Genomic DNA, 25076 nt, shown 5'->3' with positions numbered 1-25076 from the left:
GTCGAACTGGCATGCGCGGTGCTACCGCCAGTAGTCAGTCCCGTGGGGGGAACCTTGTCCATGATGGCCCGTCGGTTGTGTGGTGTCCTGCGCGTGCGCGGTACCTCTGACCTGCTCCTCGTCCTTTTGCTGGCCGCCGGTTTCGCGGCCCTGCCCGTCTGCGCGCTGCTGCCGTCGCTGGGCGGTTTCGCCGTGGCGTCGACCGTCAGTTATCTCGCGGACGAGGCGCTGCACATCCGCGCTCCCGGTTTCGTCCGCCGGCTGGCCACGCTGCAGCTCGACCGCACGCTGCGGTTCGCCGTGCGGACGGTGATGTTGCTCGCCCTGGCCGACCGGATGAACGCGCCCGACTTTGTGCTGGTCGCCGCACTCGCCGTCTTCAGCGCTCATTTCGCGCTGGTGATGCTGTTCACCGCGCTGCACCACGCGATCCGCAGACGGCGGGTGCTGCCGCTGGTGGCGCGCAACCTCGACATGAGCGCGCTGCCCATCCCGAAGCAGCCGCCCGCCGCGCTCTTCCGGCGTTTCCTGCGCAAGCTCCTCCACCTGGACCTCGCCGCCCACGTGGGACTGCTGGCCGCGCTGGCCACCGGCCGCTGGGAGTCGGCGTACGTCGGCCTCGCCCTGACCGTCGGCGTGACCCTGGTCGCGGTGGCCGCGCTGCTGGGGCAGTACGTCCGGGCGCGCCGCATGCCGCCGCGAGAGGAGATCTTCGCCGAGGTCAATCGCCAACTCGCCGCCTACCGGCCCGAGGTGGCGCTGTACTTCAGCTTCGCCGCGGTGTCCCGGGACTTCATGTACCAGGTCAACATGTGGATCGAGACGCTGGAGCGGCTCGACCGGCGCCCGCTGATCATCCTGCGTGAACGGGCCTCGTTCCGTCATCTCAGCCGCACCCGGCTCCCCGTCCTCTGCGTGCCCAAGGCCGATGATCTCGCCGAGCTCGACCTGTCCGGCATCCGGGTCGTCCTCTATCCCGGCAACGCCGGCAAGAACGTGCACATGCTGCGCGTGGCCGAGGCCAAACACGTCTTCATCGGCCACGGCGACAGCGACAAGCTGGCCAGCAGCAACCGGGTCAGCAAGGTCTACGACGAGATCTGGGTGGCGGGCCGGGCCGGCCGCGACCGCTACCGCCGCGTCCGGCACGCCATCAGCGAGGACGCCATCGTCGAGGTGGGCCGCCCGCAGCTGGCGCCGATCCGGCTGCACGCCGATCACACACCGGGCCCCCGGCCGGTCGTCATGTACGCCCCCACCTGGGAGGGCTGGAGCGACGACGACTGCCACACCTCCCTGATCCCGATGGGCGTTCCCCTCATCGAGAAGCTCCTCGCCGAAGACGTCCGGATCCTCTACAAGCCGCATCCGCTCACCGGCCGTCGTTCGGCCGAAGCGGCCGCCGCGGACCGGGCGATCCGCGAGCTGCTGGACGCCGACAACGAGCGCCGGGAGGCGGTGCCTGCGCGGTCGGCCTCCGCCGCGGTCCGCTCGCGGCTGACGCAGATCCGGTCGCGGCTCGACGAACTGGCCGGACGGCAGGCCGGTGACGACGCCCAGCAGACCCGCGAGGCGCGTGTGCCCGAGCACGACGACGCCGCCGAGTGGCACGACCTGCACGCCGAGTGGCACCGGCTCTTCTGGGAGAGCCGCGGCCCGGTCGCGCACCACGTGGTCCTGGAGCAACTTCCCACCCTCTACGAGTGCTTCAACCAGGCCGACGTGCTCATCAGCGACGTGTCCTCCGTGGTCGCCGACTTCGTCGCCAGTCTCAAGCCGTATGTGCTGACCAACGCCCACGACCTGTCCGACGAGGAGTTCCGGGCCGCCTACACCACGGCGGGCGGCGCCTATCTGCTGGACCGCGCCTGCGGTCGCCTGACGGACATCCTGCGTTCGGTGCGTGAGCCGCGGCACGACCCGATGGCCCCGCACCGCCGCACGCTCAAGGAGTACGTCCTGGGCCCGGACCGGCCCACCTCCATGGCGCGGTTCAACGCCGCCGTCAACGCCCTGGCCGACAAGGGCGCGGCGGAGCTCGCCGAGGACCGGCCACTGTGGGAGTCGACCGACCTCGTCGGATGAGCGCACCCGGGCACCGACGCGTCAGGGCCGGCCGGCGCAAGGCCGGTCCTGGGAGCCGCCGGCTCAGCCCTCCCGCGGATACGGGGTCACGGTCACGTCCAGTGTGAACGCGACCCGCGCCGCGCCCGCCACGTCCGGTGCCTTCGCCGGCGCGGTGACCCTGGCGGTGCCGCCCCGGGTCCCCGCGCACCGCAGGGTGGCGTGCGCGGTGCCGTCGGTGTCCAGACGCCAGCCGGTCACCACGACGAAGACCGGCGCGGAACTCAGCACGTCCGTCCACCGTTTGTCGTCCACCCGGGGCCGCAGCACCAGGGAGATCACGGTTCCCGGTCGTGCGCACAACCGTCGCTGAACCGGGTCGCCCGGTCCGACGGTGACCCGCGCCAGCCCCGCGACACAGCCGGTGGCCGAGGGGGAGGGCGAGGCGGCCGCTCCGGACGACGCGGAGGACGAGGGCGGCCGGGACGACTGCGCCGGGGTGCCGGCCGAGGGCTCCGGCGAGGGGCGGCCCGAGGGGCTGCCCGCCGCCGACCCGCCGCCGTCCGACGCGCCGCACGCGGCCAGCGCCAGCACCGCGGCGACCGCCCATGCTCCGGCCCACCACCGCATCCGCCCACCTCCCGACCCGTTCCTGTACCCACCAGCATGCTCCGCGTTCACGGATGAAGGCGCCAGACGTGCGGCCGCCTCTGCGTGAACGCGGACGTCCTGCCGGGGCGTGAGTATCCGAACGTCCCGCGGTTGCCTGCCCGTCCGGCCCTCGATCGGGGACGCCGGACCCGCGCGCCGACGCTCCCCACGGCGAGACATTGATCAGTGAAGCCACGTGACGCACGGGGGGGGGGAGGACGGCATCATGAGTACGGCAACTCCCCACAGACGTACGCCGTCCAGGGCGACGCGGGCGGCACCCGCGGTCCGGCGTAGCCTCGAGGGGTCCGCGCTGCTGCGCACCTATCGCCGCCTCGTTCCCGCACGGGTCAGACGCGCCGTCGCGGCCCGTACGTCCACCGCGGCCCGCGCGCGGATGAAGCAGTACATCGCGGTGGTGCCGTCCCTGCGGCACCTTCTGGGCAGGATGCGCGCGTACTGGCTGCGGTGCCTGCGACCGGGCCTGTACGGGGGCCCTGACCGTGCCGTGCGTCTGGTGCGGGACGTCCCCAAGGCGGTGACGGTAGGGCCGGACATCTCACCGCTGGCGGCGCGCAACGCCAACGCGGCGGCGGTGCGCCGCACCCTCGACGACGCGGGCATCGACTACTTCTGCGTCCGCGGCCGCAGCCACACCGCGGCGGCCGTCGCGGTCGCCGCCGACGACCGGCGGCCCGTTCTGCGGGCCCTGGCGGCGGCGTGCCGGGCCCGACCCGGCTACGTCTGCTCCCTCGACACGCGGTGGCACGAGCGACGGGCGACCCGCCCGGGCTTCCACCGCGCCGCCTGGCGACGACTGGCTCTCGCCGACGTCATCCGAGTGACCTGGTACTACGGTGATCCCGACGGTCGACTGACGCTGGGGCCCAAGTACGGCTGCGACGTGGAGTTCTGGCCCCGGGAAGGCGACACCCTGCTCGCCCCGCGGCCCAACCCCACGGCCGACCGGGTGCCGCGCACGGACGCCCCGGTGTACGCCTCCGACTCCCTGTTCACCTGGCTCGCCCCCGCCGAACCCCCGTTGCCGCGGGTGCGTACGCGAAGGGAGTTCGCCCGTCCCGCGCCCGACGACATCCGCTTCCCCGTGGACGCCGTGTACACATGGGTCGACGGCGACGACCCGGAGTGGCTGCGCCGCCGCGAGGCCTGCACCGGGCAGGGCTATCACCAGGAGGCGGCGAACGCGGCCCGCTATCTCAACCGCGACGAACTGCGCTACTCACTGCGCTCCCTGCACCTCTACGCACCCTGGGTGCGCACGGTCTATCTCGTCACCGACGAGCAGACCCCCTCCTGGCTGGACGTGAGCGTGCCCGGTCTGCGCGTCGTCAGCCACAAGGACATCTTCGACGACCCGAGCCTGCTGCCCACGTACAACTCCCACGCCATCGAAAGCCAACTGCACCACATCGACGGCCTGTCCGAACACTTCCTGTACTTCAACGACGACGTCTTCCTCGGCCGGCCCACCACGCCCCAGGACTTCTTCCTCGCCAACGGCCTCACCAAGTTCTTCCCCTCGACCGCCCTCATCCCCCAGGGCCCGCCGTCCGAGGAGGACACGCCCGTCGCCGCCGCGGGCAAGAACAACCGGGCCCTGATCGAGGCCGCCTTCGGCACCACGATCAGCCAGAAGATGAAGCACACACCGCACGCGCTGCGGCGCAGCGTCCTGTACGAGATCGAGGAGAGGTTCCCCCGTCGGCATCACGCCACCGCGAGCCACCGGGTGCGCAGCCTCGACGACCTGTCGATCGTCTCCTCCCTGCATCACTACTACGCCTTCCACACCGCCCGCGCCGTCCCCGCCCGGCTTCGCTACGCCTACCTCGACCTCTCCCACCCGGCGCTCGCGGCCCGCCTGGGCAGCCTGCTGGCGCGTCGGGACCGGCACGTGTTCTGTCTCAACGACACGGTCTCGCAGGAACAGGACCTGCCGGCCCAACAGGCCCTGCTGGTCGCGTTCTTGAACGCGTACTTCCCGCTTCCCGGCCCGTACGAGACACGGACCTGAACCGCCCGCGGTCGAGCGGCCCGCTCGACGCCGGCCGGAGATCTCGCCGGGCCCGGGGATTGATCGCGGTGAGCCGGGGTAGAGGGGCGCCGTATCAACCGGAGTGGGGCGGCGCGGTCCTGGGGAGGTCGTGCGCCGCCCCACCCTTTTCCTTCGTGAAGAGAGTCGCGGCTTCTTACGCGAGGGGTTGACCGGGACGGGTGAGGCGGTCACCTTGAAGGGCGGCTGCCCGTGGGAGCGCTCCCGCGTCTGTCCCTCGGGCACCGGCTCCAGCGGCCGCCGGCTTCCCGCCACGCCTGAACCGCCGTCACCGACCGACCGATCGAAGGATGGCCGTATGCAGCTGCTCCCGACGCCCGGCCCGTCCCGCAGGACGCTGATGACCGGCTTGGCGGCGGGCCTGGCCGCCGCGGTCGCGTCTCCCGCCAGGGCGGACAGTCGCTGCTTTCGGGATCACCTTCTTCTGCCTCACCCTGTGGTGCGCTGTCACCGTCGCCCGGATGCCCGACCTTCCCACCTGGCGAAGGTCCTTGCCGCTCGCCTTCTTCCTGATCGCTGCCGGGGCGAGTCTGCTGCGCGCTTTCGACATCCCGGAAGTGGCCAATGCGATCGCCTTCCCCCTGAACCTCGCGGTCGTCGTGCTGCCGCTCAGGGAGATTCGCAGTTATCGTCAGCACGCGCAGGAGGCCCACCGCCCCGCAGGGGAGGGGAGTGGCGCCGGGGCGTGAGAGCGTCCCACCTCGCCCACTGCCTAACCGGCGCGCACACCCCCGCCGACCACGGCTGATGTGCCGCCTGTTCTGCGCCACACCGTGGGCCGTGCTCCGGACAAGGTCTGATGCTCATCGCTCGGGCGGTCACCGTTAGCGCTCTCGCCGTGGCGGGAGGCTGAATCTGCGCCGCTGCAGGCCCGCCCGACTCAGACGGAACTGCTGACGGCCGTGCAGACAAATCTGCCTCTCATGAAAGGCGGGGCCTTGGGTGTCGGCGGCGATCAGCCGGAGTGCTCGCTCAGGATGCGGCGTGCCTGGCGTTCCACCAGGACGGGGACGTAGGTCCGGATGGGCAGGCCCTTGAAGGAGGCGTAGGCGATGTCGACGGCGGCCTCGACCTCGCTGGGCGTGCGGCTGTCGTTCTATGAGGTCTTGAGGTTGTCGGTGACGCGGCCGATGGCGACGTCCTCGTCGGGTTCGATCAGCATGACTCCCCTTGACGTCGGGGCTCAGTGACTTCTCGGGCAGGGCCCGCGACAGCGCCGTTGGACATTCCTCGGCCGGCCGGTTGGCGGTGCTGCCGTCGGGCCCCGAGATGGGACGGTAGCAGAATAGTTCGGTAGCCGTTGTAATGTGGGGGTCATGGTCACGCAAATGACTCGCCGCCGGAGCAGGGGTCGTTTGTCCGTCGCACTCACGCGGGAGCGGGCCCGCCCGGAGGGCATACGGTCGCGGCCGAACGCCTGGTGGCTGGCGGTGGGCACGGTGTGCTTCGGGGCGTTCATGGGGCAGCTGGACGCGAGCATCGTGACGCTGACCTACGGAAGCCTGCGCACCGAGTTCCGTGCCTCGCTGGCGGCGGTGGAGTGGGTGTCGCTGGCGTATCTGCTCACCTTGGTGGCGCTGTTGGTCCCGGCCGGGCGGCTGGCGGACGCCCACGGCCGCAAACTTCTGTACCTGTACGGGTTCGCGGTGTTCACACTGGCGTCTGCCGCCTGTGGTCTGGCCCCGTCATTGACGGCGCTGGTGACTTTCCGCGTCGTACAGGCGGCCGGGGCCGCGCTGATGCAGGCCAACAGTGTGGCGTTGGTGACCACGAGCGCGCCGCGGGAACGGATGCGCACCGCCCTGGGGTGCAGGCCGCCGCGCAGGCCCTCGGGCTTGCCTTGGGCCCGACTGTGGGCGGGGCCTTGGTGTCCACGCTCGGCTGGCGGTGGGTGTTCGGTGTCAATGTGCCGATCGGACTGGTCGCGCTGGTGGCCGGTCACTATCTGCTGCCGCGTACGCGCGCCAGGACGCGCGTCGGAGAGTTCGACTGGGGAGGGCTGGGGCTGCTGACGGTGGCGACCACGGCTGCGTTGCTGAGCGTGTCGGCGGCTTCCGGGCTGGCCATGCCCGGATGGGGCGTCGGCCTGCTGTTCGCCGTGGCGGCCCTGGCGGGCTGGGGGTTCGTCGCCCGGCAAGGAAGGGCCCCGGCGCCGCTGCTGGACCTGGCGCTGCTGCGGGTTCGGTCGGTGGCTTTCGGTCTGGTCGGCGCACTGAGCGGATACCTGGTGCTGTTCGGGCCGCTGGTGCTCGTACCCGTGGTGCTGACCGCGCGGGGAGTGTCGGAACTGACCGCGGGGCTGGTACTGACGGCGCTGCCAGCCGGGTTCGCGCTGGCTGCGACCGGCGGCGATCGTCTGCTGCCGTGCGCGTTGACGGACCGGGGCCGCTGTCTGATGGGTGCTCTTCTCTTCACCGTGGCGGTGTCCGGGCTACTGGTGGTGCCGCTGACCGTGTCCGGGCTCGCGCCGTTGCTGTTGCTGACCGGGCTCGGGCTGGGCACGTTCACGCCCGCCAACAACACGCTGATCATGGGGGCGATCCCTGCGCATTCGTCCGGTACGGGTGGCGGACTGGTCAACATGGCCCGAGGTCTGGGTACGGCGCTGGGCGTCGCGCTCGTCGCGCTCGCGCTGCACCTCGCCGGCGGAGGGGTCTCGGCCGACGCTCGCTGGGCGTCGCTGGTCCTGGTCGGGGCGTCCGCAGTCGCTGTTGGCTCGGCGGCTCCGGGACCACGGCGACGGGTCGCCGGGCGGGTGCGGACACGGTGAACTGGCAGGTGGCCGCCTGGGTGCCGGACGCGTTGATGGCCGGTACGGATGTCGTGGTCACTGCCCTGACCGCGACCGGGGCGGTGATGCTAAAGGCGCGCTGGCTGGCCGCGGTGGCGGGGGTGTGGGCGGTGCTGGCGCTGCGTCAGGGCTGGCTGGCGGTCAGGGCGTTCCGCCGCAGTGGTGCGTAGGCCGGGCGGCCGGTGAGCAGACGCTGGATGAGGAAGCCGAGTGTGAGGATGGCGGCCCCGGCGACGGCGTCGGTGACGAAGTGGTTGGCAGTGGCCAGGATGACGGTCAAGGTCGCCAGCGGGTAGCAGACGCCCAGGACGCGTACCCAGGTGCGGCGGGCCAGGAAGGCCACCGTCAGGCCGGACCAGGCGGACCACACGATGTGCACCGAGGGCATGGCGGCGTACTGGTTGGACAGCGACGCCACGTCTCCGGAGGCCCAGGAGCCCCAGGTGTGGTGGACGACCACCGTGTCGATGAACCCCTGCCCGGCCAGGAAGCGGGGTGGCGCCGTGGCACAGAAGGCGAAGCCGATCAGGGCCAGCAGGGTTGCCGTGTAGAGCGCCGTGCGCACGGAGCGGTAGTGGCCGCTGCGCCGGACGTACAGCCACACCAGTACGCCGATGGTGACGATGAAGTGCAGGGTGGCGTAGTAGTAGTTCATCCCCACGATCAGCCAGCCGACGCGGTCGGCCGCGCGGTTCACGGTCAGTTCGATGTTCAGGTGCAGTTCCTGCTCGGCGTGCCAGATGGCGTGCGCGCGGTGCAGGGCGGCGGTGCGATGGGCGGGCACGGCGTTGCGGGTGAGGGTGTAGGCCCAGTACAGCAGTCCGGTGCAGACCAGCTCCGTCCACAGGCGGGGCCGGTCCAGGGGGCGCAACCTCGCGGGCAGCAGCGGACCCGGACGCCACCCGGCACGGGCCTCGCCAGCGCCGACCCGCGTGGCATCAGGAGCCGCGCTCACACCCGCTCCCGGCCGGAAGCGCGGTTCGCGATTGACCTCAGAGCGTTCTTTCGATCGTCGGCTGGCGGGTACGGGGCGTCGTCGCCGCTGCGGGGGCGCCGGCTGGCGATCAGGTAGACGAGTGCGCCGGTGAACAGCAGCAGGGAGACGTAGTCGTTGAGGCGCAGGCCCAGGAAGTGGTTGGCGTGGTCGATGCGCAGCGCCTCGATCCAGGCCCGTCCCGTGGTGTAGGCGAGGACGTAGCAGACGAACAGGCGCCCGCGGCGCAGGCGTTGGTGGTGGCGGGCGTCCAGCCAGAGCAGCAGTGCCATGACGCCGAGGTCCCACAGGGACTCGTACAGGAAGGTCGGGTGGTATAGGGCGACGGTGGGGGTGTCCGCGGGGCGGTTGGCCGGGGCGATGTACAACGCCCAGGGCAGTTGGGTGGGGCGGCCGTACAGCTCTTGGTTGAAGTAGTTGCCCCAGCGGCCGATCGCCTGGGCGAGTACCAGGCCGGGCGCGACGGCGTCGGCGAAGTCGGCGAGCTTGATGCCGCGGCGACGGCAGCCGAGCCAGGCGCCGACCGCGCCCAGGGCCACCGCGCCGGGGATGCCCAGGCCGCCGTCCCAGATGAACAGGGCGTGCAGGGGCTGCTTGCCGGCGGCGAAGTACAGCTCGGGGTCGGTGATCACGTGGTAGAGGCGCCCGCCGAGGATGCCGAACGGTACCGCCCAGATCGCGATGTCGGCGATGTCCTCACGCCGCCCGCCCCCCGCTTCCCAGCGGCGGCCGGTGAGCCATACAGCCGTGAAGATGCCGGCCAGGATGCACAGCGCGTACGCGCGGATCGGCAGCGGCCCGAGGTGCCACACCCCTTGTGAGGGGCTGGGCAGGTAGGCGAGGTTCATGGGCTCGACCGTTCTCGCGTGCGCGGGGGACCGGCCGCCGGGGCCGGGGAGGGATCTGGATGACAATACATCGGACACCGAAGCAATTGACGGGCGGGCGTCACGCCGGACGAACAGGGGTACACGGCTGTCCCGGCTACCCTTGCCGCATGTCCGCGCAGCCCCGCTCCGATATCCCCCTGCCGCCGCCCACCGGCGAGGCGTCGGACGCCCGCCTGCTCACCGAGGCCGTGACCCGGCTGCGTCGCGCACTGCGCTCCTCGATCCGCACCGACTACCCGTGGGAAGCCCTCCCCATGGCGCAGGTCGAGTTGCTGCAGGTGCTGGGCGAGCACTCGCCCGCCCGGGTCAGTGAGCTGGCCACTCGCCAGCGTCTGGCTCCCAGCACGGTCAGCGGACTGATCGGCCAGATGATCACCGCTGGGCTGGTGGTTCGCGCGGTCGATCCCGTCGACCGCCGTGCCTCGGTCGTCACCCTCACCGACGCCGGTCGCGAGCAGCTCGTGGCGTGGACCGGCGCCCACGAACGCCGTATGGACGCGGCGCTCGCCGCCCTCGGTGATGCCGATCGCGCGGCCCTCGCCGCCGCGCTGCCCGCCCTCTTCCAGCTCGCCGAGAACCTGGGCGAGCCGGGTGATGGCCCGGCGATGGACTGACCCGTCGTATCAGGCCGTTGGCCGGCTGCACACGGCAACCGCAGCGTCAGCACCGGCCTCTCGATGCCGGAGACGTTGGTCATGGAGCGTTGCGAGCAGTGCTGGGCGGTCAGAGCCGGTCAGGGAACGGAAAAGGACGGCTGGCCTCAATCCTGGAGGCGGTTCATCCGAGACGGTGTGCGTGAGGATGGAGACCGCTTCGCCGCGTGCGCGCGGGTCCCTCGTGGGGCCACGGGCGTCATCAGATCTCGCTGGGCGGACGGGTGGGGCAGTTCGGTGTGGCCGGGGCGAGCGGGTAGTCGAGCCAGATCCGGTCGCGTAGTGCGATGCCGTCGATCAGCAGGCCGGGTGGGTAGCCGGTGCGGGCGGTGAAGGCGTCCCGTTCGATGGTCTGCAGACGGAACCCCTGTCGCTGGTAGAAGCGCAGGTTCCCGGTGTCGGCCGTGGCCGTGGCGACCAGCAGGCGTTGAGCTGATTCGCCGGCTGCCAGGTCCATCGCGCACTGCACCAGACGCCTGCCGACACCGGTGCGCTGAAGGTCTTCCCGTACGGCCATGTTCTTGATCTCGAACTCGCCGGCCTGAGCGGTGCCCACCAATTGCAGATGACCGAGTACGTCCGTTCCTCGCAACGCGACGAGCACGCGCCCGTCCTCGATGTAGGACGCGAGTTGCTCCGGTGAGTCCTCGGCCAGTGCGAACAACGGCCTGAGCTTCTCCCGCGAGCCCTCGTACTCCACCACGCGCACCCCGTCCGGGGTCTCGTCCCACGCTCCCTGGGCCGTGCGAGCTGCCCGGTCGGCGAGCGACGCGTCGGAGTGAACCGCGGTGCCGGGCGGTGGTGCGTCCTTCACCAGTACGGCTCGGGTGTACAGCAGGTGGAACCCCGGCGCTGCACGTTCTGCTGGGACCTGGAACCGGGCTGCGTGGTCACCACGGCGATATCGCAGCCAGCGGCGGCAGCGTCGGCGAGCCGGGCCGAGAGGAGGGCCGTCTGGACGCCGCGCCGGCGGTACGCGGGAGCGGTCGCCGCGCCGGTGAGCTGGGCGATGCCGTCCGCCGTGCGGAGACTGCCGCCTCCGGCGACGACGCCGTCGCACAGGGCGACGTAGTGCACCACACCCGCCGCGGTGAAGTCCCGCTCGGCGGCGGCAAGCACCTCACGGGGGAAATCCTCGTGCGCGGGAACGCCTTGGGCATCGGGGTGGGCGAAGCCGTCGGCCACGGCTTCCAGCCATGCGTCGAACTCGTCGTCGCGGCACACGCGGACCTCGATGCCGGGTGGGACCACTCGCTCGTGGCCGCCCTTGAGGGCAAGACCGAGCACGTTCTCGAAGGAGGCCAGCCGGTATCCGCGCTCCGTCAGCAGAGCGCCGACCGCCGGATCCGTCAGATGTGCCACTTCGGCCTGGACGGGAGCGCCCCGCTCGGCGAAGGCGTTCTCGATGCCGTCGAGCGCGGCTACGTCGGGGACGCGGTCGAAGCCGAGTCCCGCGATCTTGTTGAAGGGCGAGCCGTCCTCGGCGTACGTGGCCACCCCGCCGGCCACGCGCACGACGAACCCGGTGTCGTCACCCCGTCGCAGCCGGGCCGCTTCGGCCGCCGCGGCCATCAGCTGAGTCTCGGCGTGCTCGATGCGCTCCGCCAGGGCGACATCGCAGAACAGCGGCACATGGTTCATGTTCGGCGGCATCCCGTCTCCACATTCATGGTCCGAGGCTAGCCGCCACCTGCTGAGCCGGGCCGGGGGAAATCCTTACGGTTTCGGAGCGGAAATCGTCCACACCCGGGGCCGGACCTCTCCTCGCCGCCGCCCGCTGCCGTGACCGGAAACGATCACCGGAGTGGCGGTCGGTCTCGTTTTGCCCAAGTGCGGCCCGATGATGAGGAGATGACAGTCAGCTCTCGTGCACAGTCGTTCGACATGGCCGCCGCCCAGTACGCGGCCAGCCGGCCGTCGTATCCGCCTGCGCTCTTCGACGCCGTCGAGGAACTGACGGGTGGCGCCCTGGCCGGTGCCCGTGTCGCCGATGTCGGGGCGGGCACAGGGATTGCCACCGCGCTGCTGTGTAAGAGAGGCGCCGAGGTGATCGCCGTCGAGCCCGGTGAGGCCATGGCACGCGAGTGCAGCAGGGCGCTCTCGCACGTGCCGGTCGTGCGCGGAGACGGCAACGCCCTGCCGCTGGCCGGTGCTTCCTGCGACCTCATCACCTACGCGCAGTCCTGGCAGTGGACCGATCCGGCCCGCTCCGTCCCGGAGGCGCTTCGTGTCCTGCGCCCGAGCGGTGCGCTGGCGATCTGGTGGAACACCACGGCCTTCGACGTTCCGTGGATCCGTTCACAGCACGAGCGCATCACGCGTTGCTGCGGGACGAGACCGCGGCCCGCCACACGCCCAGACGACAGCGATGCCGTCCGGCTGGCGGGCCTGACAGGTCTGCGGGTCACACGCCGCCAGGTGCGCTGGACCCGGGTGGTCTCCCTCGACGTGCACCTGGCCAACATCGGTAGCCGCTCGGCGTTCCTCGTCCTGGACGAGACCCGCCGGCGTACGTTCTTCGCCGGTGAACGCAAGCTCCTGGGTGAATCCTTCCCGCATGGCACGGTCGAGGAGAGCTACCTGGTTGATCTGCTGGTGGCCGTGCGCTCGTGATCTTGTGCGGTCTGCCCGGTCCGAATAGCGAGGGGCCCCGGTACCCCGCTCTCGACTCGGCGACTTCTGGAGAATCGAGCTAAGGAGGCGTCAAGATCCTGGTCAGAGCACATACTTGACGTTGCGGGGGTGTTTCGCGGTGCCTGACCGGGAGTGGCAGGGTGAGCGGTGTCGGTGAGGCCCTGGGCAGGGCCGAGGTGAAGCTCCGGTGGGATCCGAGTCCGTATGGGGAGCCGCCTCGGCATCTCGACATCATCGCCGCGACCTATGCGGTGGACGATCCCTACGGGCGGCCCGTGTACGTCGTCCACACCGAGAGCCGGTCGCCGGACGGCACGATCACCATGAGCCGGCACAGCGAGACCGGGATGGGCTTCGGGTTCGTCGAGGTGATGGTGCTGGAGTTCGACCGGATGTCGCCCGCATACGGGCGGGTGGTGGGCGGAGTGGCGATCCACCAGGATGGCGGTCCCCGTACCTTCGGTGACCTGTCGAACGCCGGGGTGGTTGTCGTCGAGGGGTACCGGGAGCTGCTGGTGGACGATTTCGCGCAGGTCGCCGATGCGACGGCGGCGACGGTCGCGGAGTTCGGCAGAGAAACGTCCGGGTGGGCATTTCGCGAGATGGTCCGGGGGTTCGACGCCGACCCGGTGCTGTTCGCCGCGGAGATGGGCAGCACCCGGTAGCCGTGATGTCGGATCGCCGCCGACAGCCGCAGGTCGGCGGTTCGCGCGGGTTGCAAGTGCCGTCGGGTTCCGCACGGCCGGGTAGGGGTCGCCTTCGGAGGCTTCGTTCTGCTGCCCCGACTGACGGCCGCCGCTGTCACAGCTCTTCGGCCGGCCAGTCCAGGAGCCGGGCGCCGATGACGGCGGTCTGGAGTTTGTAACGGTGCGCTGGATCAGCCGGGTTGGCGCCGGTGAGCTGGTGGATGCGGTCAAGGCGGTAGGTCATGGCCCGCACGCTCAGGGACAGACGGCGGGCGGCCTCGGCCGCGACGCAGCCGGATTCGAAGTACGCGGTGAGGGTGTCGAGGAGGGGCTGGGCGCCGCCCCGGGCGGTGGTGAGGGGGCCGAGCGTGTTCACCACGAGGTCGGCCATGGCCTGACGGTCTCGGGTGAGGACCGGGTAGACGAGCAGGTCGGCGGCGCGCAGCACCGGGTCGTCGAGCCCGAGGCGCTCGGCCATCGCCAGGGCGCTGAGGGCTTCTTCGTAGGACTGGACGACTCCGCCCGGGCCCGGTTGCGGGCGGCCGATGGCAACCCGGCCGCCCTCGGTGGCGGCGTGCGCCTGTTTGGCGAAGTAGGGCAGGACCTCGTCCTCGTGGCCGGGCGCGACGCACAGCAGCCGGCCGTCCTTGGTGGTGAGCAGCACGTTGCGGTTGCCGAAGCGGGCGATGAGCGCGTGCTCCACCTGCCTGGGTACTGGGTCGCCCTCGCCGTAGGCGGCGCGGCCCTGGGCGACGGCGACCGCGTGGGCGTGGGAGAGGCGCAGCCCGAAGCGCTCGGCGCGTTCGGCGAGGCGGCCCAGGTCGCTGCGGCCGTACAGGAGGTCGTCGATGAACTCCCGGCGTGCGGCCTCCTCCTGGCGTACGGCGAGCAGCTGGGCGCGCTCGTAGCCCTCGGCGAAGGCGTCGATGACCTGCTGTACGGCGGCGAGCGTGCTGTCGACCGATCCGGGAGCGCCGAGCCGGGCCGTGCGGGCCGCGGCCAGGTGGGCTCCTACCAGGGCACGCAGTCCATGGCCGGCGTCCGCGGCCTGTTCCCCGAGCGCGCGGCGCGATTCGATCTCCTGGCGGGTCAGGCGCCGGCCGGTGGCCGAGACCTCGGCCAGGATCCGGGCGTAGCCCTCCAGATACGCGTCGGGTATCTCCCGCTCGGTCACGTCGTCCCCCGGAATCTTTATGTCTCGGTGATGGTTTCTTGGCGGTTCACCGGCACGCAGACACTAATGAACACTGCCGGGGACCGGCAATGCGCGGCGGGTCGCAGGCGTACACCATGACGTGCGGGGAGCAGTGCGGAAGGTTCCGATGCCGGGCACTGGCAGCCGCCCGGGGCCCGGCGCGGGCGCAGCGTGTCGTCCGTCCGGGCCGTACACGGAGGGGGGCCGGAAGATGCGGATGCTCGTGGAGGCCGCCACCGGCCTGCCCGTGATCCTGTTCACCGCGGCAATGGTCGTAGTCGTGGGCTTCTGGGTGCTGGTGGCCCTCGGTATCACCGCCTCGGACAGCTTCGACGCCGACACGGATCTCGACGGCCTGGGAATGGGCGGTGTGCCGGTGGCCGTCGCGGTGTCCCTGCTGACGGTGCTCGCCTGGATCCTCGGCGTCGGAGCGGCCGTGCTGCTCACGGCGTTGTCGCCGACGGGGACCCTGACCGGGATACTGCGGCTGGTGGTACCGGTGGTGGGGCTGTTCGCCGCCTGGTGGCTGACGTGTTTCTTCGTCCGGCGGTTGCGCCGCTGCTTCTCCGACCAGTGCCGCTCCGGCCATGCCCTCACCGAGATCGGGCTCACGACCGGTTTCCAGGACCGGCATGCGGTGCGGCCCAACGACCAGTAGCAGCCCTCACCTTGAGGCTGGGGCAGGAGCAGACTGACGATGGCGTGCCGCTCGTGGACGAGGAGGTGACAGCACATGGCGGAGGTGTGGCGTGGGCGCCGGCTGACGACCGTGGTCCTGTGGCGGTGGCGGCGCGTCCGCTGCGACGGACCAGCGATCTCGTCGAAGCCTGGGTGCTGCTCGCCGCCTGGGTGCTGGCGGTCGTGGGCGGCGCTGTCGTGGGGGCAGCGATGGCGGTGGTGGCCGATCGGGCCTGAGGCGGTTGCGGCTTCGGCTGAGGTGTCCGGCGGGCTGGATGCGCGTAAGGCTGCGGCGTCAGCGCTTGCGGGTGGGGCCGATCCTGCTTCGTGTCCCGGTGCCACGCGGCCTGCACTTACAAGGCCGACGCCGGGCCGGCCGACAGGAAGTTCCGCATACGTGCCGCGACCGCCGGCCAGTCGTCGCCGAACCAGACGAAGTGGCTGTCCGCCGAGCTCTCCAGAAGATCCGCGTGCCGTAGCCCCGCGGCCAGGGCCTGGGCATGGGTGAACGGCACGGCGCCGTCACGACGGCTCGCGATGACCAGGCTCGGCTGGGTGACGTCGGCCAGCAGGAGCCTTGGATCGGCATCAGCCCTGAGGTCCCTGAGGTCGTTGAGGAAACCGTGGCCCGATCTCATCCGTGAGAACAGTGCTGTCAGCTGCACCCGGTCCTCGGGCCGCAGGCCCGCCACCATCTCGGCGGCCGGAAGGGTCGTGAGGTCGCGCAGCAACAGTCGTAGAGCCGTGTCCGGGGCGCGCCGGACGAGAGCGCGCACGAGCGCCCAGGTGGCCCGCTCCCGGCCCGGTCCGAAGATCACCTGTGCGCCGAGGTAGGTGTGGCGATCGGGCCAGGGCAGCGGTCCCACGGCGCTCTGCAGAATCAGCCGTTCGACGATCGCCGGATGGCGCGCGGCCATCGCGACCGCGGTGGGTCCTCCGCCGGAGACACCGACCACCGCCGCGACGTTGGTGATGCCGAGCCGCGCACACAGCGCGGCCGTGACGTCGGCGAAGCCGCTGGCCGACCGGCCGGTCGAGACAGGGGTGTGGCCGTACCCGGGCCGCGACGGAACCAGCACGGAGCAGTCCGCGTCGGCGAAGACGTCCTCGCCGAGGGCGAGGCCCGCCCGCATGTGGCCACCGTAGAAGACGATGACCGTCGCCCGGCCGCGACGCTGCAAGCGGTACTCGACCTTTCCCACCGTCAACTCGACGACTTCCGTGGCCGGGTCGTCGTCATCACCATGTATCAGTGTGCGTCTCACAGCATGCCCTCGGGATGGCGGAAGGCGGCTGCGCCTGCTGTGTCCCACCCGCTCGGAAACCGGAAGAACGCGGGCGTGGCCGCTCGCTTCGATTGCATCACAATGACCTGGGAGGTCCCGCGCGACGGCTGGTCCGCGTGCCGCGTCCCCCCAACGGGACACAGAACGAAAATCAGGAGCCGACCGTGCGGGCACGAGACCTGGCAGTGGAGTACGAGACAGTCGGCGTCGACACCGACGCCATGGCGGCGGCGCGGCTGATGGCCGAGCACAGGCTGCCCGCCCTCTTGGTGCTCGATGAGAAGGGTGCGCCGAAGGCGATCCTGCCGGCATCCCAGATGATCAAGGTTGTCGTGCCGGCGTACGTCATCGATGACCCGACCCTGGCCGCAGTCGTCGACGAACGCCATGCCGACAAGCTGTGCAAGGCGCTTGCGGGCCGTACGGTCCGCGACTGCCTGTCCAAGAGCCTGCCCGCGCCGCCGGTCGCCGAGCCGGACGCGACCGCGCTGGAGGTCGCCGCGCTGATGGCGCAGGTGCGCAGCCCACTGGTGGCGGTAGTGGACAAGGACAAGAGCGGTGTGCGGCTGCTCGGTGTGATCACTGCCGCCCACCTGCTGGAGCGGCTGCTGAACGCCGCCTCTTGAGCGGGCCCGGGCAAGGTCCGTGACGTCGCCCGCCACCCCGAACTTGCCGGTGTCCGGCAATCTTCGGGCCCGAGGCGTGGGTATAAGCAACCTGTCAAAGACGTATCAAGAGCAGGTAAGGTTCCACCCGGTGTGCCGGGAAGCCTGGTCGGCGAGTTGAGGACAGATCTCTCTTCCGATCGGGGCGTTTGCCATGGTGCTGGTGGTGGTGTTCGGCGTAGCGCTGCTGGTGGCGGTGCTGCTGTCGGGCCTGGCGGCACGGACGGTGCTGTCCACGTCCTTCCTCTTCCTGGCCGGCGGGGCGCTCGTGAGCGACGGCTTCCTCGGGCTGATCCACATCACGCCGGACAGCGAGATGGTCTCTGCAACGGCCGATCTAGCCCTGTTCGCGGTGCTGTTCACCGATGGCATGCACGTCTCGCTGCCGAAGCTGCGCGCCAACTGGAAGAACCCGGCCCGCGCCCTCGGCCTCGGTATGCCGCTCGGGTTCGTCTTCATGGCACTGGTCACCCACTTCCTGGTGGGCCTGGACTGGACGACGTCGTTCCTGGTCGGCGCGGTGCTCGCGCCCACCGACCCGGTGTTCGCCTCGGCGATCGTGGGCCGCAGGGAGGTTCCGGCAAAGCTGCGCCAGCTGCTGAACGTGGAGAGCGGCATCAACGACGGGCTTGCCCTGCCCGTGGTGATGCTCCTCATCGCGGCGGCGGGGCCCACGGCGTCCGGCATGGAGGCGTCTCCAGGCAAGATCGCCGTGGAGCTGCTGCTCGGCCTGCTCTTCGGCATCACGCTGCCCCTGCTGGTCAACTGGCTGGTGCGGTTCCGGCTGCTCGGCGCCGAGCCCAAACTGCAACCGCTGCTGCCGCTGGCGACCGGCATCATCCTGTACGCGGCCTGCCACCTCACCCACGCCAACCCCTACCTCGCGGCGTTCTCGGCGGGTGCGGTCCTCGCGCACGTCTCACCGGAGGCGAGGGTGTCCTTCGAACCGCTGGGCGAAGCCCTGGCGGAGCTGGCGAAGTTCGCGGCTCTGCTGGTCTTCGGCGCCCTGCTCACCCCGCACCTGTTCAGCGACCTGTCGCTCGGCGGCTACGCGGCCGTGATCCTGGCGATCTTCCTGATCCGCCCGGCCTCACTCCTGCTGTCGCTGCTCGGCACCCGCCTTTCCCGCCGGGAGAAGCTGGTCGCGGCCTGGTTCGGCCCGAAGGGCTTCGCATCGGTGGTGTACGGCCTGCTGGTGCTGCAGTCCGGCATCCCGCAGGCCGAAGAGGCGTTCACGCTCATCGCCGTGTGCATCGCGTTCTCGATCGTGGCCCACAGCTCCACGGACGTACCGATCGCCCGCGCTTTCGACGTCGAGGACCTGGCCGGCCTCCCGGACCGCCCCCACCACACGAACACCCCCCAGACCGCATCACTGCAGGTGCACCCAGGAACCGGAGGAACGTGAACGACTGGCACAGCTGGGCCGCGATCATCGTCTTCGTCGGCGCGTACGCCCTGATCATCAGCGAGAAGATCCACCGCGTCGCCGTCGCCCTCGGCGGCGCCGGGCTGATGCTGGCGATCGGGGCGACCGACGACGTCTCGGCGTTCTACTCCGAGGACTCCGGCGTCGACTGGAACGTCATCTTCCTGCTGATGGGCATGATGATGATCGTCGGCGTGCTGAAGAAGACCGGCATGTTCGAGTACCTGGCGATCTGGGCGGTCAAGCGGGCCCGCGCGAAACCCTTCCGGGTCATGACCATGCTCGTCGTGATCACCGCGGTCGCGTCCGCGCTCCTCGACAACGTCACCACGGTCCTGCTCATCGCCCCAGTCACCCTGCTGGTCTGCGAACGCCTCGTGCTGCCGGCCGCGCCGTTCCTGATCGCCGAGGTCATGGCCTCGAACGTCGGCGGCACGGCCACCCTCGTGGGTGACCCGCCGAACATCATCATCGCCAGCCGGGCCGGCCTCACCTTCAACGACTTCCTCGTCCACCTCGCCCCGCTCTCCGCCCTGCTGGTGGTCGTCCTGCTCGCTCTGTGCCGGGTGATGTTCCGCAAGTCCTTCGTCTACGACGAGGAGCGAGCCGCCGAGATCATGGCACTGCAGGAGGACGAGGCCATCAGGGACCGGCGTCTGCTCGTCCAGGGCCTGGTCGTCCTCGCCCTCGTGGTCGCGGGCTTCGTTCTGCATCCGGTGCTGCACTACGAGCCCAGCATCGTCGCCCTGCTCGGCGCGGGACTGCTGATCGCCGTCTCCACCGTCGACACCCACGACGTCCTGGCCGAGGTGGAATGGCCCACCCTGGCCTTCTTCGCCGGCCTGTTCGTCATGATCGGCGGTCTCATCGACACCGGCGTCGTCGGCGAGATCTCGCAGAAACTGGCGGACCTGATCGGCGGCAACGAGCTGGGCGGCTCCCTGACCCTGCTCGGTGGATCGGCGGTGCTGTCGGGCATCGTGGACAACATTCCCTACGTCGCCACGATGGCCCCGATCACCGCCGACCTGGTGCGTGACGTGGGCGGCGCGAGCGACCATGTCATGTGGTGGGCCCTCGCGCTGGGCGCCGACCTGGGCGGCAACGCCACCGCCATCGGGGCCTCCGCCAACGTGGTCGTCCTCGGGATCGCCGAGCGCAACCGGCAGCCCATCTCCTTCTGGCAGTTCACCAAGTACGGGCTGGTCGTGACCGCCGTGACCGTGGCGATCTCCCTGGCTTACGTTTGGCTGCGTTACTTCGCGCTCGCGTGACCAGCATCAAGAAGGCGTCAAGACCCAGGTGTCAGGCGCCAGGGATGTGTCAAAACCGTGTCCGGCGGTCGGCCGAAGCGCTTCGGTGAGGGGAGTGTCTCCTTGGGCAGCAGGTGGATGCCGCCGGCAGCCCGCCCGTGCCTGCCGTCGCTGAGCAGGGGCGGCACGTGCCACGCAGACCACAGGAGGCGAGGACACATGACCGGCTTTCCGCTGCGGGACCGGATCGCCGCGGCCGGCGCGCTGCTCGGGCCGTTCCTGGTTGCCCTGGCACTCGTGCCCTTCCGCACCGACCTCTCGAACACGAACGCGGCCCTGATCCTGGTCGTGATGGTCGTCGCGGTCGCGGCGGTCGGCAACCGGATCACGGGCGCGCTCGCCGCGCTGTCCGCGGCCGCGTGGTTCGACTTCTTCCTCACCGAACCCTACGAGCGGTTCACCATGACGGAGACCGACGACATCGAAACCGCTGTCCTGCTCCTGGCCGTCGGCCTCATCGTCTCCCAACTCGCGGTGCACGCCCGGCGTTTGGAAGTGGTCACCGTGACCGACGCCGACCACCTCCACCGTATCCACGAGACGGCCGACCTCGCCCGGACCAGCCGCTCGGCCGACCCCGTGGTCGAGCACGTACGGCGTCAGCTGATCGAACTGCTCGGACTGCGTACGTGCCGTTTCGAGTACGGCACGCTCATGGGACGACCGCCCAGGCTGGAGCAGGACGGGTCGGTGGCGGTGGGCCGACGGCACTGGGATGTCGACGTGGCAGGCTGGCCGGAGGGCGAGATCGAGCTGCGGGCGTACGGCAACGGCCACTACTTCGGGCGGTTCATGATGGCCCCTGCACCCGGGAGCGCCCCGTCGCTCAAGGCCCGCCTGGTCGCGGTGACGCTGGCGGACCAGGCGGGTGCCGCCCTGGACACGGCGGGCCTGACGAACGGCCGCACGCCGGCCTGAGGCCGGAAGAACCGTACGAGCCGTAAGAGGGGCGTCAAGGCTGCCCGAGCTGCCGTATGAGGCCCGTTAAGGGAAGCGGAATCCGGCCGATCAGCGGGTTTCCTGTACGGGTCTGATCCAACGAACCGACCTCATTCAGGAGCTCTCGATGGCCGACGTGGCCTTCGTCATCGCCGTCATCGCGGCGTTCGCGCTGGTGGCCCTTGTCGCCAAGGGGGTGGCGAAGCTGTGACCGCTGAGAACATCGTCGGCCTGGTCGTGGCTGTCGCGCTCCTGGGTTACCTCGTCCTCGCCCTCGTCTTCCCGGAGAGGTTCTGACGGTGACATCAGCTGCCTCCGCAGCGGGCGACATGGGTCCCGTACTTGCTGACGTGCTCTTCGTGACCGCGCTGATCGGCGCGCTCGCTCTGGCACACCGTCCCCTCGGCGACTACATGGCCGCCGTCTTCCAGTCCAGGAAGCACCTGCGCATCGAGCGCTGGATCTACCGCTCGGTGGGCGCCGACCCGGACGCCGAGATGCGCTGGCCGGCCTACCTGCGCGGCATGCTGGTCTTCTCGGCGGTGAGCGTGCTGTTCCTGTACCTGCTGCAGCGGGTACAGGACAAGCTGCCACTGTCGCTCGGCTTCAAGGCCATCACTCCGGACCAGGCGTTCAACACGGCCGCCTCCTTCGTGTCGAACACGAACTGGCAGTCGTACTCGGGCGAGGTGGCGATGAGCCACGTCACCCAGACCGCCGGCCTGGCCGTGCAGAACTTCGTCTCCGCCGCCGTCGGTATCGCCGTCGCGGTGGCGCTGGTGCGTGGCTTCGCCCGCTCCCGCACCGGAGACTTGGGCAACTTCTGGGCCGACCTGGTGCGCTGCATCATCCGGATCCTGATCCCGCTCTCCGTGATCGCAGCCGTGATCCTGATCGCGGCGGGCGCCATCCAGAACTTCGGCGACATCCACCACGTCACCACGCTGACCGGCGACAAGCAGGCCATCAGCCCGGGCGCCGTGGCGTCCCAGGAAGCCATCAAGGACCTGGGCACCAACGGCGGCGGTTTCTTCAACGCCAACTCCGCCCACCCGTTCGAGAACCCCAACGGCTTCACCAACTGGCTGGAGATCTTCCTGCTCCTGGTGATCCCGTTCTCGCTGCCGCGCACCTTCGGCAAGATGGTCGGCTCGGTCAAGCAGGGCTACGCGATCGTCGCCGCCATGGGCATCATCTGGTTCCTCGCCGTGATCGCCGTGACCTGGCTCGAATACGCCCATCCCGGCACTGCCTCGCAGCTCGCGGGTGGCGCGATGGAGGGCAAGGAACAGCGCTTCGGCGAGGGCAACTCCTCGGCGTTCGCGGTCTCCACCACCATGACCTCGACCGGCTCGGTCGACTCCTTCCACGACTCCTTCAGCGGTCTGTCCGGCGGCGTGCTGCTGCTGGGCATGATGCTGGGCGAGATCGCGCCCGGCGGCACCGGCTCCGGCCTCTACGGCATGCTGATCATGGCGATCATCGCGGTGTTCATCGCCGGTCTGATGGTGGGGCGTACGCCCGAGTACCTGGGCAAGAAGATCGGCTCGCGTGAGATCAAGCTGGCGGCCTGCTACATCCTCATCACCCCGGCGCTGGTGCTGATCGGCGCCGGGCTGGCGATGGCGCTGGGCAAGGGCCAGTCGTCGATGACGAACACGGGTGCGCACGGCTTCTCCGAAGTGCTGTACGCCTACACCTCGGCCAGCAACAACAACGGCTCGGCGTTCGCCGGGTTCGGCGCGAACACCGAGTACCACAACACGATGCTGGGCCTGTGCATGCTACTGGGCCGCTTCCTGCCGATGGTGTTCGTGCTGGCGCTGGCCGGCTCACTCGCCGAACAGAAGCCGATCCCCATGACGGCGGGCACCCTGCGCACCGAGAAACCGCTATTCACTGGCCTGTTGGTGGGCGCGATCCTGATCATCACCGGGCTGACGTTCTTCCCGGCGCTGGCGCTGGGGCCCCTGGCCGAGGGGCTGGCGTGATGACGACCGACACCCGGAAAACCGACGTGAAGAAGCGGGACTCCATGTCCACTCCCACCCTCGCGCCTCACCAGGACGCGCCGACGGGTCACAAGCCCGCCGAAGGACGTGTCGGCGCGGGACTGTTCGATCCGAAGCAGCTGGTCAAGTCGCTGCCGGACGCCGTCCGCAAGCTCGATCCGCGGGTGATGGTCAAGTCGCCCGTGATGTTCGTGGTCTGGATCGGGTCCGTGCTGACGACCGTCTTCTCCTTCAAGGACCCGGGGGACTGGTTCGGCTGGGCGATCAGCGCCTGGCTGTGGCTGACGGTGGTCTTCGCCAACCTGGCCGAGGCCGTCGCCGAGGGCCGCGGCAAGGCGCAGGCGGACACCCTGCGCAAGGCCAAGACCGACACGGTGGCCCGGCGGCTCGCGGGCGAGCGTGAGGAGCAGGTGCCCGGCACCGAGCTGAAGATCGGCGACCTGGTGGTCTGCGAGGCCGGTGACGTCATTCCCGGTGACGGCGATGTCGTCGAGGGCGTCGCCTCGGTCGACGAGTCGGCGATCACGGGTGAGTCGGCCCCGGTCATCCGGGAGTCCGGCGGCGACCGTTCAGCGGTTACCGGCGGGACGAAGGTGCTGTCCGACCGGATCGTCATCAAGATCACGACGAAGCCCGGTGAGACCTTCATCGACCGGATGATCAACCTCGTCGAAGGCGCGGCCCGGCAGAAGACGCCCAACGAGATCGCGCTGAACATCCTGCTTGCCTCTCTGACGATCGTCTTCCTGCTGGCGGTGGCCACCCTGCCGCCGTTCGCCAACTACGCGCATTCCAACCTCAGCATGGTCGTGCTGGTGGCGCTGCTGGTCTGCCTGATTCCGACCACGATCGGCGCGCTGCTCTCCGCGATCGGCATCGCAGGTATGGACCGTCTGGTCCAGCGCAATGTCCTCGCCATGTCCGGCAGGGCGGTCGAGGCCGCCGGCGACGTCTCGACGCTGCTCCTCGACAAGACCGGCACGATCACCCTCGGCAACCGGCAGGCCTCCGAGTTCGTGCCGGTACGCGGGACGACGGAGGCCGAGGTGGCCGACGCCGCGCAGCTCTCCTCGTTGGCCGACGAGACGCCCGAGGGCCGCTCCGTCGTCGTACTGGCGAAGGAGAGGTACGGACTGCGCGAGCGCCACCAGGGCGAGCTCGCGGGTGCCGAGTGGATCGCCTTCACCGCGCAGACCCGGATGTCGGGCGTGGACGTCGACGGGCGCAGGATCCGCAAGGGAGCGGCCGGTTCGGTCGTCGCCTGGGTGCGGGAGGAGGGTGGCACAGTCGCGGAGGACGCGGACGGCATCGCGGGCCGTATCTCCGAGGCGGGCGGTACGCCGCTGCTGGTGGCGGTCGAAGACGCCGACGGGGCACGGGTGTTGGGTGTCATCCACCTCAAGGACGTCGTCAAGGAAGGCATGCGGGAGCGGTTCGACGAACTGCGCCGGATGGGCATCAAGACCGTCATGATCACGGGTGACAACCCGCTGACGGCCAAGGCGATCGCCGAGGAGGCGGGTGTCGACGACTTCCTCGCGGAGGCCACGCCCGAGGACAAGATGGCGCTCATCAAGCGGGAGCAGGCGGGCGGCAAGCTCGTCGCGATGACCGGTGACGGCACCAACGACGCGCCGGCCCTCGCGCAGGCGGACGTCGGCGTGGCGATGAACACCGGTACGTCGGCCGCGAAGGAGGCCGGCAACATGGTCGACCTCGACTCCAACCCGACCAAGCTGATCGAGATCGTCGAGATCGGCAAGCAGCTGCTGATCACGCGCGGTGCGCTGACGACGTTCTCCATCGCCAACGACGTCGCGAAGTACTTCGCGATCATCCCGGCGCTGTTCGCGGCCGTGTACCCGGGCCTGGACAAGCTCAACATCATGGGCCTGTCCTCGCCGGACTCCGCGATCCTGTCGGCGGTCATCTTCAACGCGCTGATCATCATCGCGTTGGTGCCGCTGTCCCTGAAGGGCGTGCAGTACCGGCCGGTGAGCGCCGACAAACTGCTGCGGCGCAACCTCACGATCTACGGCATCGGCGGGCTGATCGCCCCGTTCATCGGCATCAAGCTCATCGACCTGCTCATCTCTCTGTTCCCCGGGATCGGGTGAAGGAC

At 70.2% G+C, this 25076-nt stretch carries 23 protein-coding genes and 2 pseudogenes; 17 read left to right on the top strand and 8 right to left on the bottom strand.

Features of this window, described 5'->3' with window-relative positions:
- The first annotated feature begins 93 nt into the window (after nucleotides 1–93).
- Nucleotides 94–2085 carry a hypothetical protein gene (locus tag ACQF4J_RS04770; protein ID WP_351563742.1) on the top strand — a complete coding sequence of 664 codons (1992 nt, stop codon included), beginning with the start codon at nucleotides 94–96 and terminating at the stop codon, nucleotides 2083–2085.
- 63 nt (nucleotides 2086–2148) lie between these two features.
- On the opposite strand, the gene ACQF4J_RS04765 is transcribed toward ACQF4J_RS04770, so the two are convergent.
- Nucleotides 2149–2694 carry a hypothetical protein gene (locus tag ACQF4J_RS04765; protein WP_427164705.1) on the bottom strand — a complete coding sequence of 182 codons (546 nt, stop codon included), beginning with the start codon at nucleotides 2692–2694 and terminating at the stop codon, nucleotides 2149–2151.
- Between the two features lie 247 nt (nucleotides 2695–2941).
- Here ACQF4J_RS04765 and ACQF4J_RS04760 point away from each other — a divergent pair, with 247 nt between their 5' ends.
- Together ACQF4J_RS04760 and ACQF4J_RS04755 are read left to right on the top strand one after the other, a co-directional pair.
- The gene (locus ACQF4J_RS04760; RefSeq protein ID WP_427164704.1) at nucleotides 2942–4750 is read left to right on the top strand and encodes a stealth family protein; all 1809 of its coding nucleotides are present in this window, start codon (nucleotides 2942–2944) and stop codon (nucleotides 4748–4750) included.
- Nucleotides 4751–5250: 500 nt separating this feature from the next.
- Entirely contained in the window at nucleotides 5251–5478 is a 228-nt protein-coding gene (locus ACQF4J_RS04755; RefSeq protein WP_427164703.1) for a hypothetical protein, read from the top strand.
- Nucleotides 5479–5744: 266 nt separating this feature from the next.
- Here the strand turns inward: ACQF4J_RS04755 and ACQF4J_RS04750 are convergent.
- Nucleotides 5745–5864: pseudogene (locus ACQF4J_RS04750) on the bottom strand (three-helix bundle dimerization domain-containing protein); the annotation flags it as partial.
- A gap of 241 nt (nucleotides 5865–6105) precedes the next feature.
- On the opposite strand from ACQF4J_RS04750, the pseudogene ACQF4J_RS04745 reads away from it, so the two are divergent.
- Together ACQF4J_RS04745 and ACQF4J_RS04740 are read left to right on the top strand one after the other, a co-directional pair.
- Nucleotides 6106–7559, top strand: a pseudogene (locus ACQF4J_RS04745) (MFS transporter).
- Entirely contained in the window at nucleotides 7556–7750 is a 195-nt protein-coding gene (locus ACQF4J_RS04740) for a hypothetical protein (protein WP_358593623.1), read from the top strand. Before ACQF4J_RS04745 ends, ACQF4J_RS04740 begins: the two are co-directional and overlap by 4 nt.
- On the opposite strand, the gene ACQF4J_RS04735 is transcribed toward ACQF4J_RS04740, so the two are convergent.
- Nucleotides 7705–8535, bottom strand: coding sequence for a phosphatase PAP2 family protein (locus ACQF4J_RS04735; protein ID WP_427164701.1), 831 nt, complete (start codon nucleotides 8533–8535; stop codon nucleotides 7705–7707). The genes ACQF4J_RS04740 and ACQF4J_RS04735 overlap by 46 nt on opposite strands.
- On the bottom strand, nucleotides 8532–9422 hold the full coding sequence (lgt, locus tag ACQF4J_RS04730; protein ID WP_427164699.1) for a prolipoprotein diacylglyceryl transferase: 891 nt from the start codon (nucleotides 9420–9422) through the stop codon (nucleotides 8532–8534). Before lgt ends, ACQF4J_RS04735 begins: the two co-directional genes overlap by 4 nt.
- 149 nt (nucleotides 9423–9571) lie before the next feature.
- Here lgt and ACQF4J_RS04725 point away from each other — a divergent pair, with 149 nt between their 5' ends.
- Nucleotides 9572–10078: a MarR family winged helix-turn-helix transcriptional regulator gene (locus ACQF4J_RS04725; RefSeq protein ID WP_427164697.1), complete on the top strand. Its 507-nt coding sequence runs from the start codon at nucleotides 9572–9574 to the stop codon at nucleotides 10076–10078.
- Between the two features lie 241 nt (nucleotides 10079–10319).
- Here the strand turns inward: ACQF4J_RS04725 and ACQF4J_RS04720 are convergent, their stop codons facing one another.
- Together ACQF4J_RS04720 and ACQF4J_RS04715 are read right to left on the bottom strand one after the other, a co-directional pair.
- Nucleotides 10320–10931 (bottom strand): GNAT family N-acetyltransferase, encoded by a 612-nt coding sequence (locus ACQF4J_RS04720; RefSeq protein ID WP_427164695.1) that lies wholly within the window; start codon nucleotides 10929–10931, stop codon nucleotides 10320–10322.
- Complete coding sequence (locus ACQF4J_RS04715; protein WP_427164692.1) at nucleotides 10928–11770, bottom strand: GNAT family N-acetyltransferase; 843 nt, start codon at nucleotides 11768–11770, stop codon at nucleotides 10928–10930. The genes ACQF4J_RS04720 and ACQF4J_RS04715 overlap by 4 nt, the downstream gene beginning before the upstream one ends.
- Before the next feature lie 198 nt (nucleotides 11771–11968).
- Here ACQF4J_RS04715 and ACQF4J_RS04710 point away from each other — a divergent pair, with 198 nt between their 5' ends.
- Nucleotides 11969–12730, top strand: a complete 762-nt coding sequence (locus ACQF4J_RS04710) for a class I SAM-dependent methyltransferase (RefSeq protein ID WP_427164691.1) — start codon at nucleotides 11969–11971, stop codon at nucleotides 12728–12730.
- Between the two features lie 161 nt (nucleotides 12731–12891).
- Complete coding sequence (locus ACQF4J_RS04705; protein WP_427164690.1) at nucleotides 12892–13416, top strand: TerD family protein; 525 nt, start codon at nucleotides 12892–12894, stop codon at nucleotides 13414–13416.
- A 136-nt stretch (nucleotides 13417–13552) separates the two neighbouring features.
- Here ACQF4J_RS04705 and ACQF4J_RS04700 read toward each other — a convergent pair whose 3' ends face one another.
- Nucleotides 13553–14611 carry a PucR family transcriptional regulator gene (locus tag ACQF4J_RS04700; protein WP_427164688.1) on the bottom strand — a complete coding sequence of 353 codons (1059 nt, stop codon included), beginning with the start codon at nucleotides 14609–14611 and terminating at the stop codon, nucleotides 13553–13555.
- Nucleotides 14612–14843: 232 nt separating this feature from the next.
- Between ACQF4J_RS04700 and ACQF4J_RS04695 the strand changes: the two genes are divergently transcribed.
- Complete coding sequence (locus ACQF4J_RS04695; protein WP_427164686.1) at nucleotides 14844–15290, top strand: hypothetical protein; 447 nt, start codon at nucleotides 14844–14846, stop codon at nucleotides 15288–15290.
- Between the two features lie 44 nt (nucleotides 15291–15334).
- Entirely contained in the window at nucleotides 15335–15547 is a 213-nt protein-coding gene (locus ACQF4J_RS04690) for a hypothetical protein (protein ID WP_427164685.1), read from the top strand.
- A 116-nt stretch (nucleotides 15548–15663) separates the two neighbouring features.
- Here ACQF4J_RS04690 and ACQF4J_RS04685 read toward each other — a convergent pair whose 3' ends face one another.
- On the bottom strand, nucleotides 15664–16575 hold the full coding sequence (locus tag ACQF4J_RS04685; RefSeq protein ID WP_427164684.1) for an alpha/beta fold hydrolase: 912 nt from the start codon (nucleotides 16573–16575) through the stop codon (nucleotides 15664–15666).
- A 185-nt stretch (nucleotides 16576–16760) separates the two neighbouring features.
- Between ACQF4J_RS04685 and ACQF4J_RS04680 the strand changes: the two genes are divergently transcribed.
- From ACQF4J_RS04680 to kdpB, 7 genes are all read left to right on the top strand, one after another.
- On the top strand, nucleotides 16761–17222 hold the full coding sequence (locus ACQF4J_RS04680; RefSeq protein ID WP_319749337.1) for a CBS domain-containing protein: 462 nt from the start codon (nucleotides 16761–16763) through the stop codon (nucleotides 17220–17222).
- Nucleotides 17223–17415: 193 nt separating this feature from the next.
- Nucleotides 17416–18669 (top strand): cation:proton antiporter, encoded by a 1254-nt coding sequence (locus ACQF4J_RS04675; protein WP_427164683.1) that lies wholly within the window; start codon nucleotides 17416–17418, stop codon nucleotides 18667–18669.
- The gene (locus ACQF4J_RS04670) at nucleotides 18666–19964 is read left to right on the top strand and encodes an SLC13 family permease (protein ID WP_427164682.1); all 1299 of its coding nucleotides are present in this window, start codon (nucleotides 18666–18668) and stop codon (nucleotides 19962–19964) included. The genes ACQF4J_RS04675 and ACQF4J_RS04670 overlap by 4 nt, the downstream gene beginning before the upstream one ends.
- A 198-nt stretch (nucleotides 19965–20162) precedes the next feature.
- Nucleotides 20163–20921: a DUF4118 domain-containing protein gene (locus ACQF4J_RS04665; protein ID WP_427164680.1), complete on the top strand. Its 759-nt coding sequence runs from the start codon at nucleotides 20163–20165 to the stop codon at nucleotides 20919–20921.
- Between the two features lie 228 nt (nucleotides 20922–21149).
- On the top strand, nucleotides 21150–21239 hold the full coding sequence (gene kdpF / locus ACQF4J_RS04660; RefSeq protein ID WP_033264828.1) for a K(+)-transporting ATPase subunit F: 90 nt from the start codon (nucleotides 21150–21152) through the stop codon (nucleotides 21237–21239).
- A 32-nt stretch (nucleotides 21240–21271) separates the two neighbouring features.
- Nucleotides 21272–22933 (top strand): potassium-transporting ATPase subunit KdpA, encoded by a 1662-nt coding sequence (gene kdpA, locus ACQF4J_RS04655; RefSeq protein ID WP_427168561.1) that lies wholly within the window; start codon nucleotides 21272–21274, stop codon nucleotides 22931–22933.
- Nucleotides 22933–25071 carry a potassium-transporting ATPase subunit KdpB gene (gene kdpB / locus ACQF4J_RS04650; protein ID WP_427164678.1) on the top strand — a complete coding sequence of 713 codons (2139 nt, stop codon included), beginning with the start codon at nucleotides 22933–22935 and terminating at the stop codon, nucleotides 25069–25071. Before kdpA ends, kdpB begins: the two co-directional genes overlap by 1 nt.
- The last annotated feature ends 5 nt before the right edge of the window (nucleotides 25072–25076 follow it).

Source organism: Streptomyces sp. C1-1 (genome assembly GCF_050214755.1).
In the GTDB taxonomy this organism is placed as follows: Bacteria; Actinomycetota; Actinomycetes; order Streptomycetales; family Streptomycetaceae; genus Streptomyces.
Note: the sequence above shows the minus strand (reverse complement) of the source record. Positions and strands in the feature narration are given on the sequence as shown.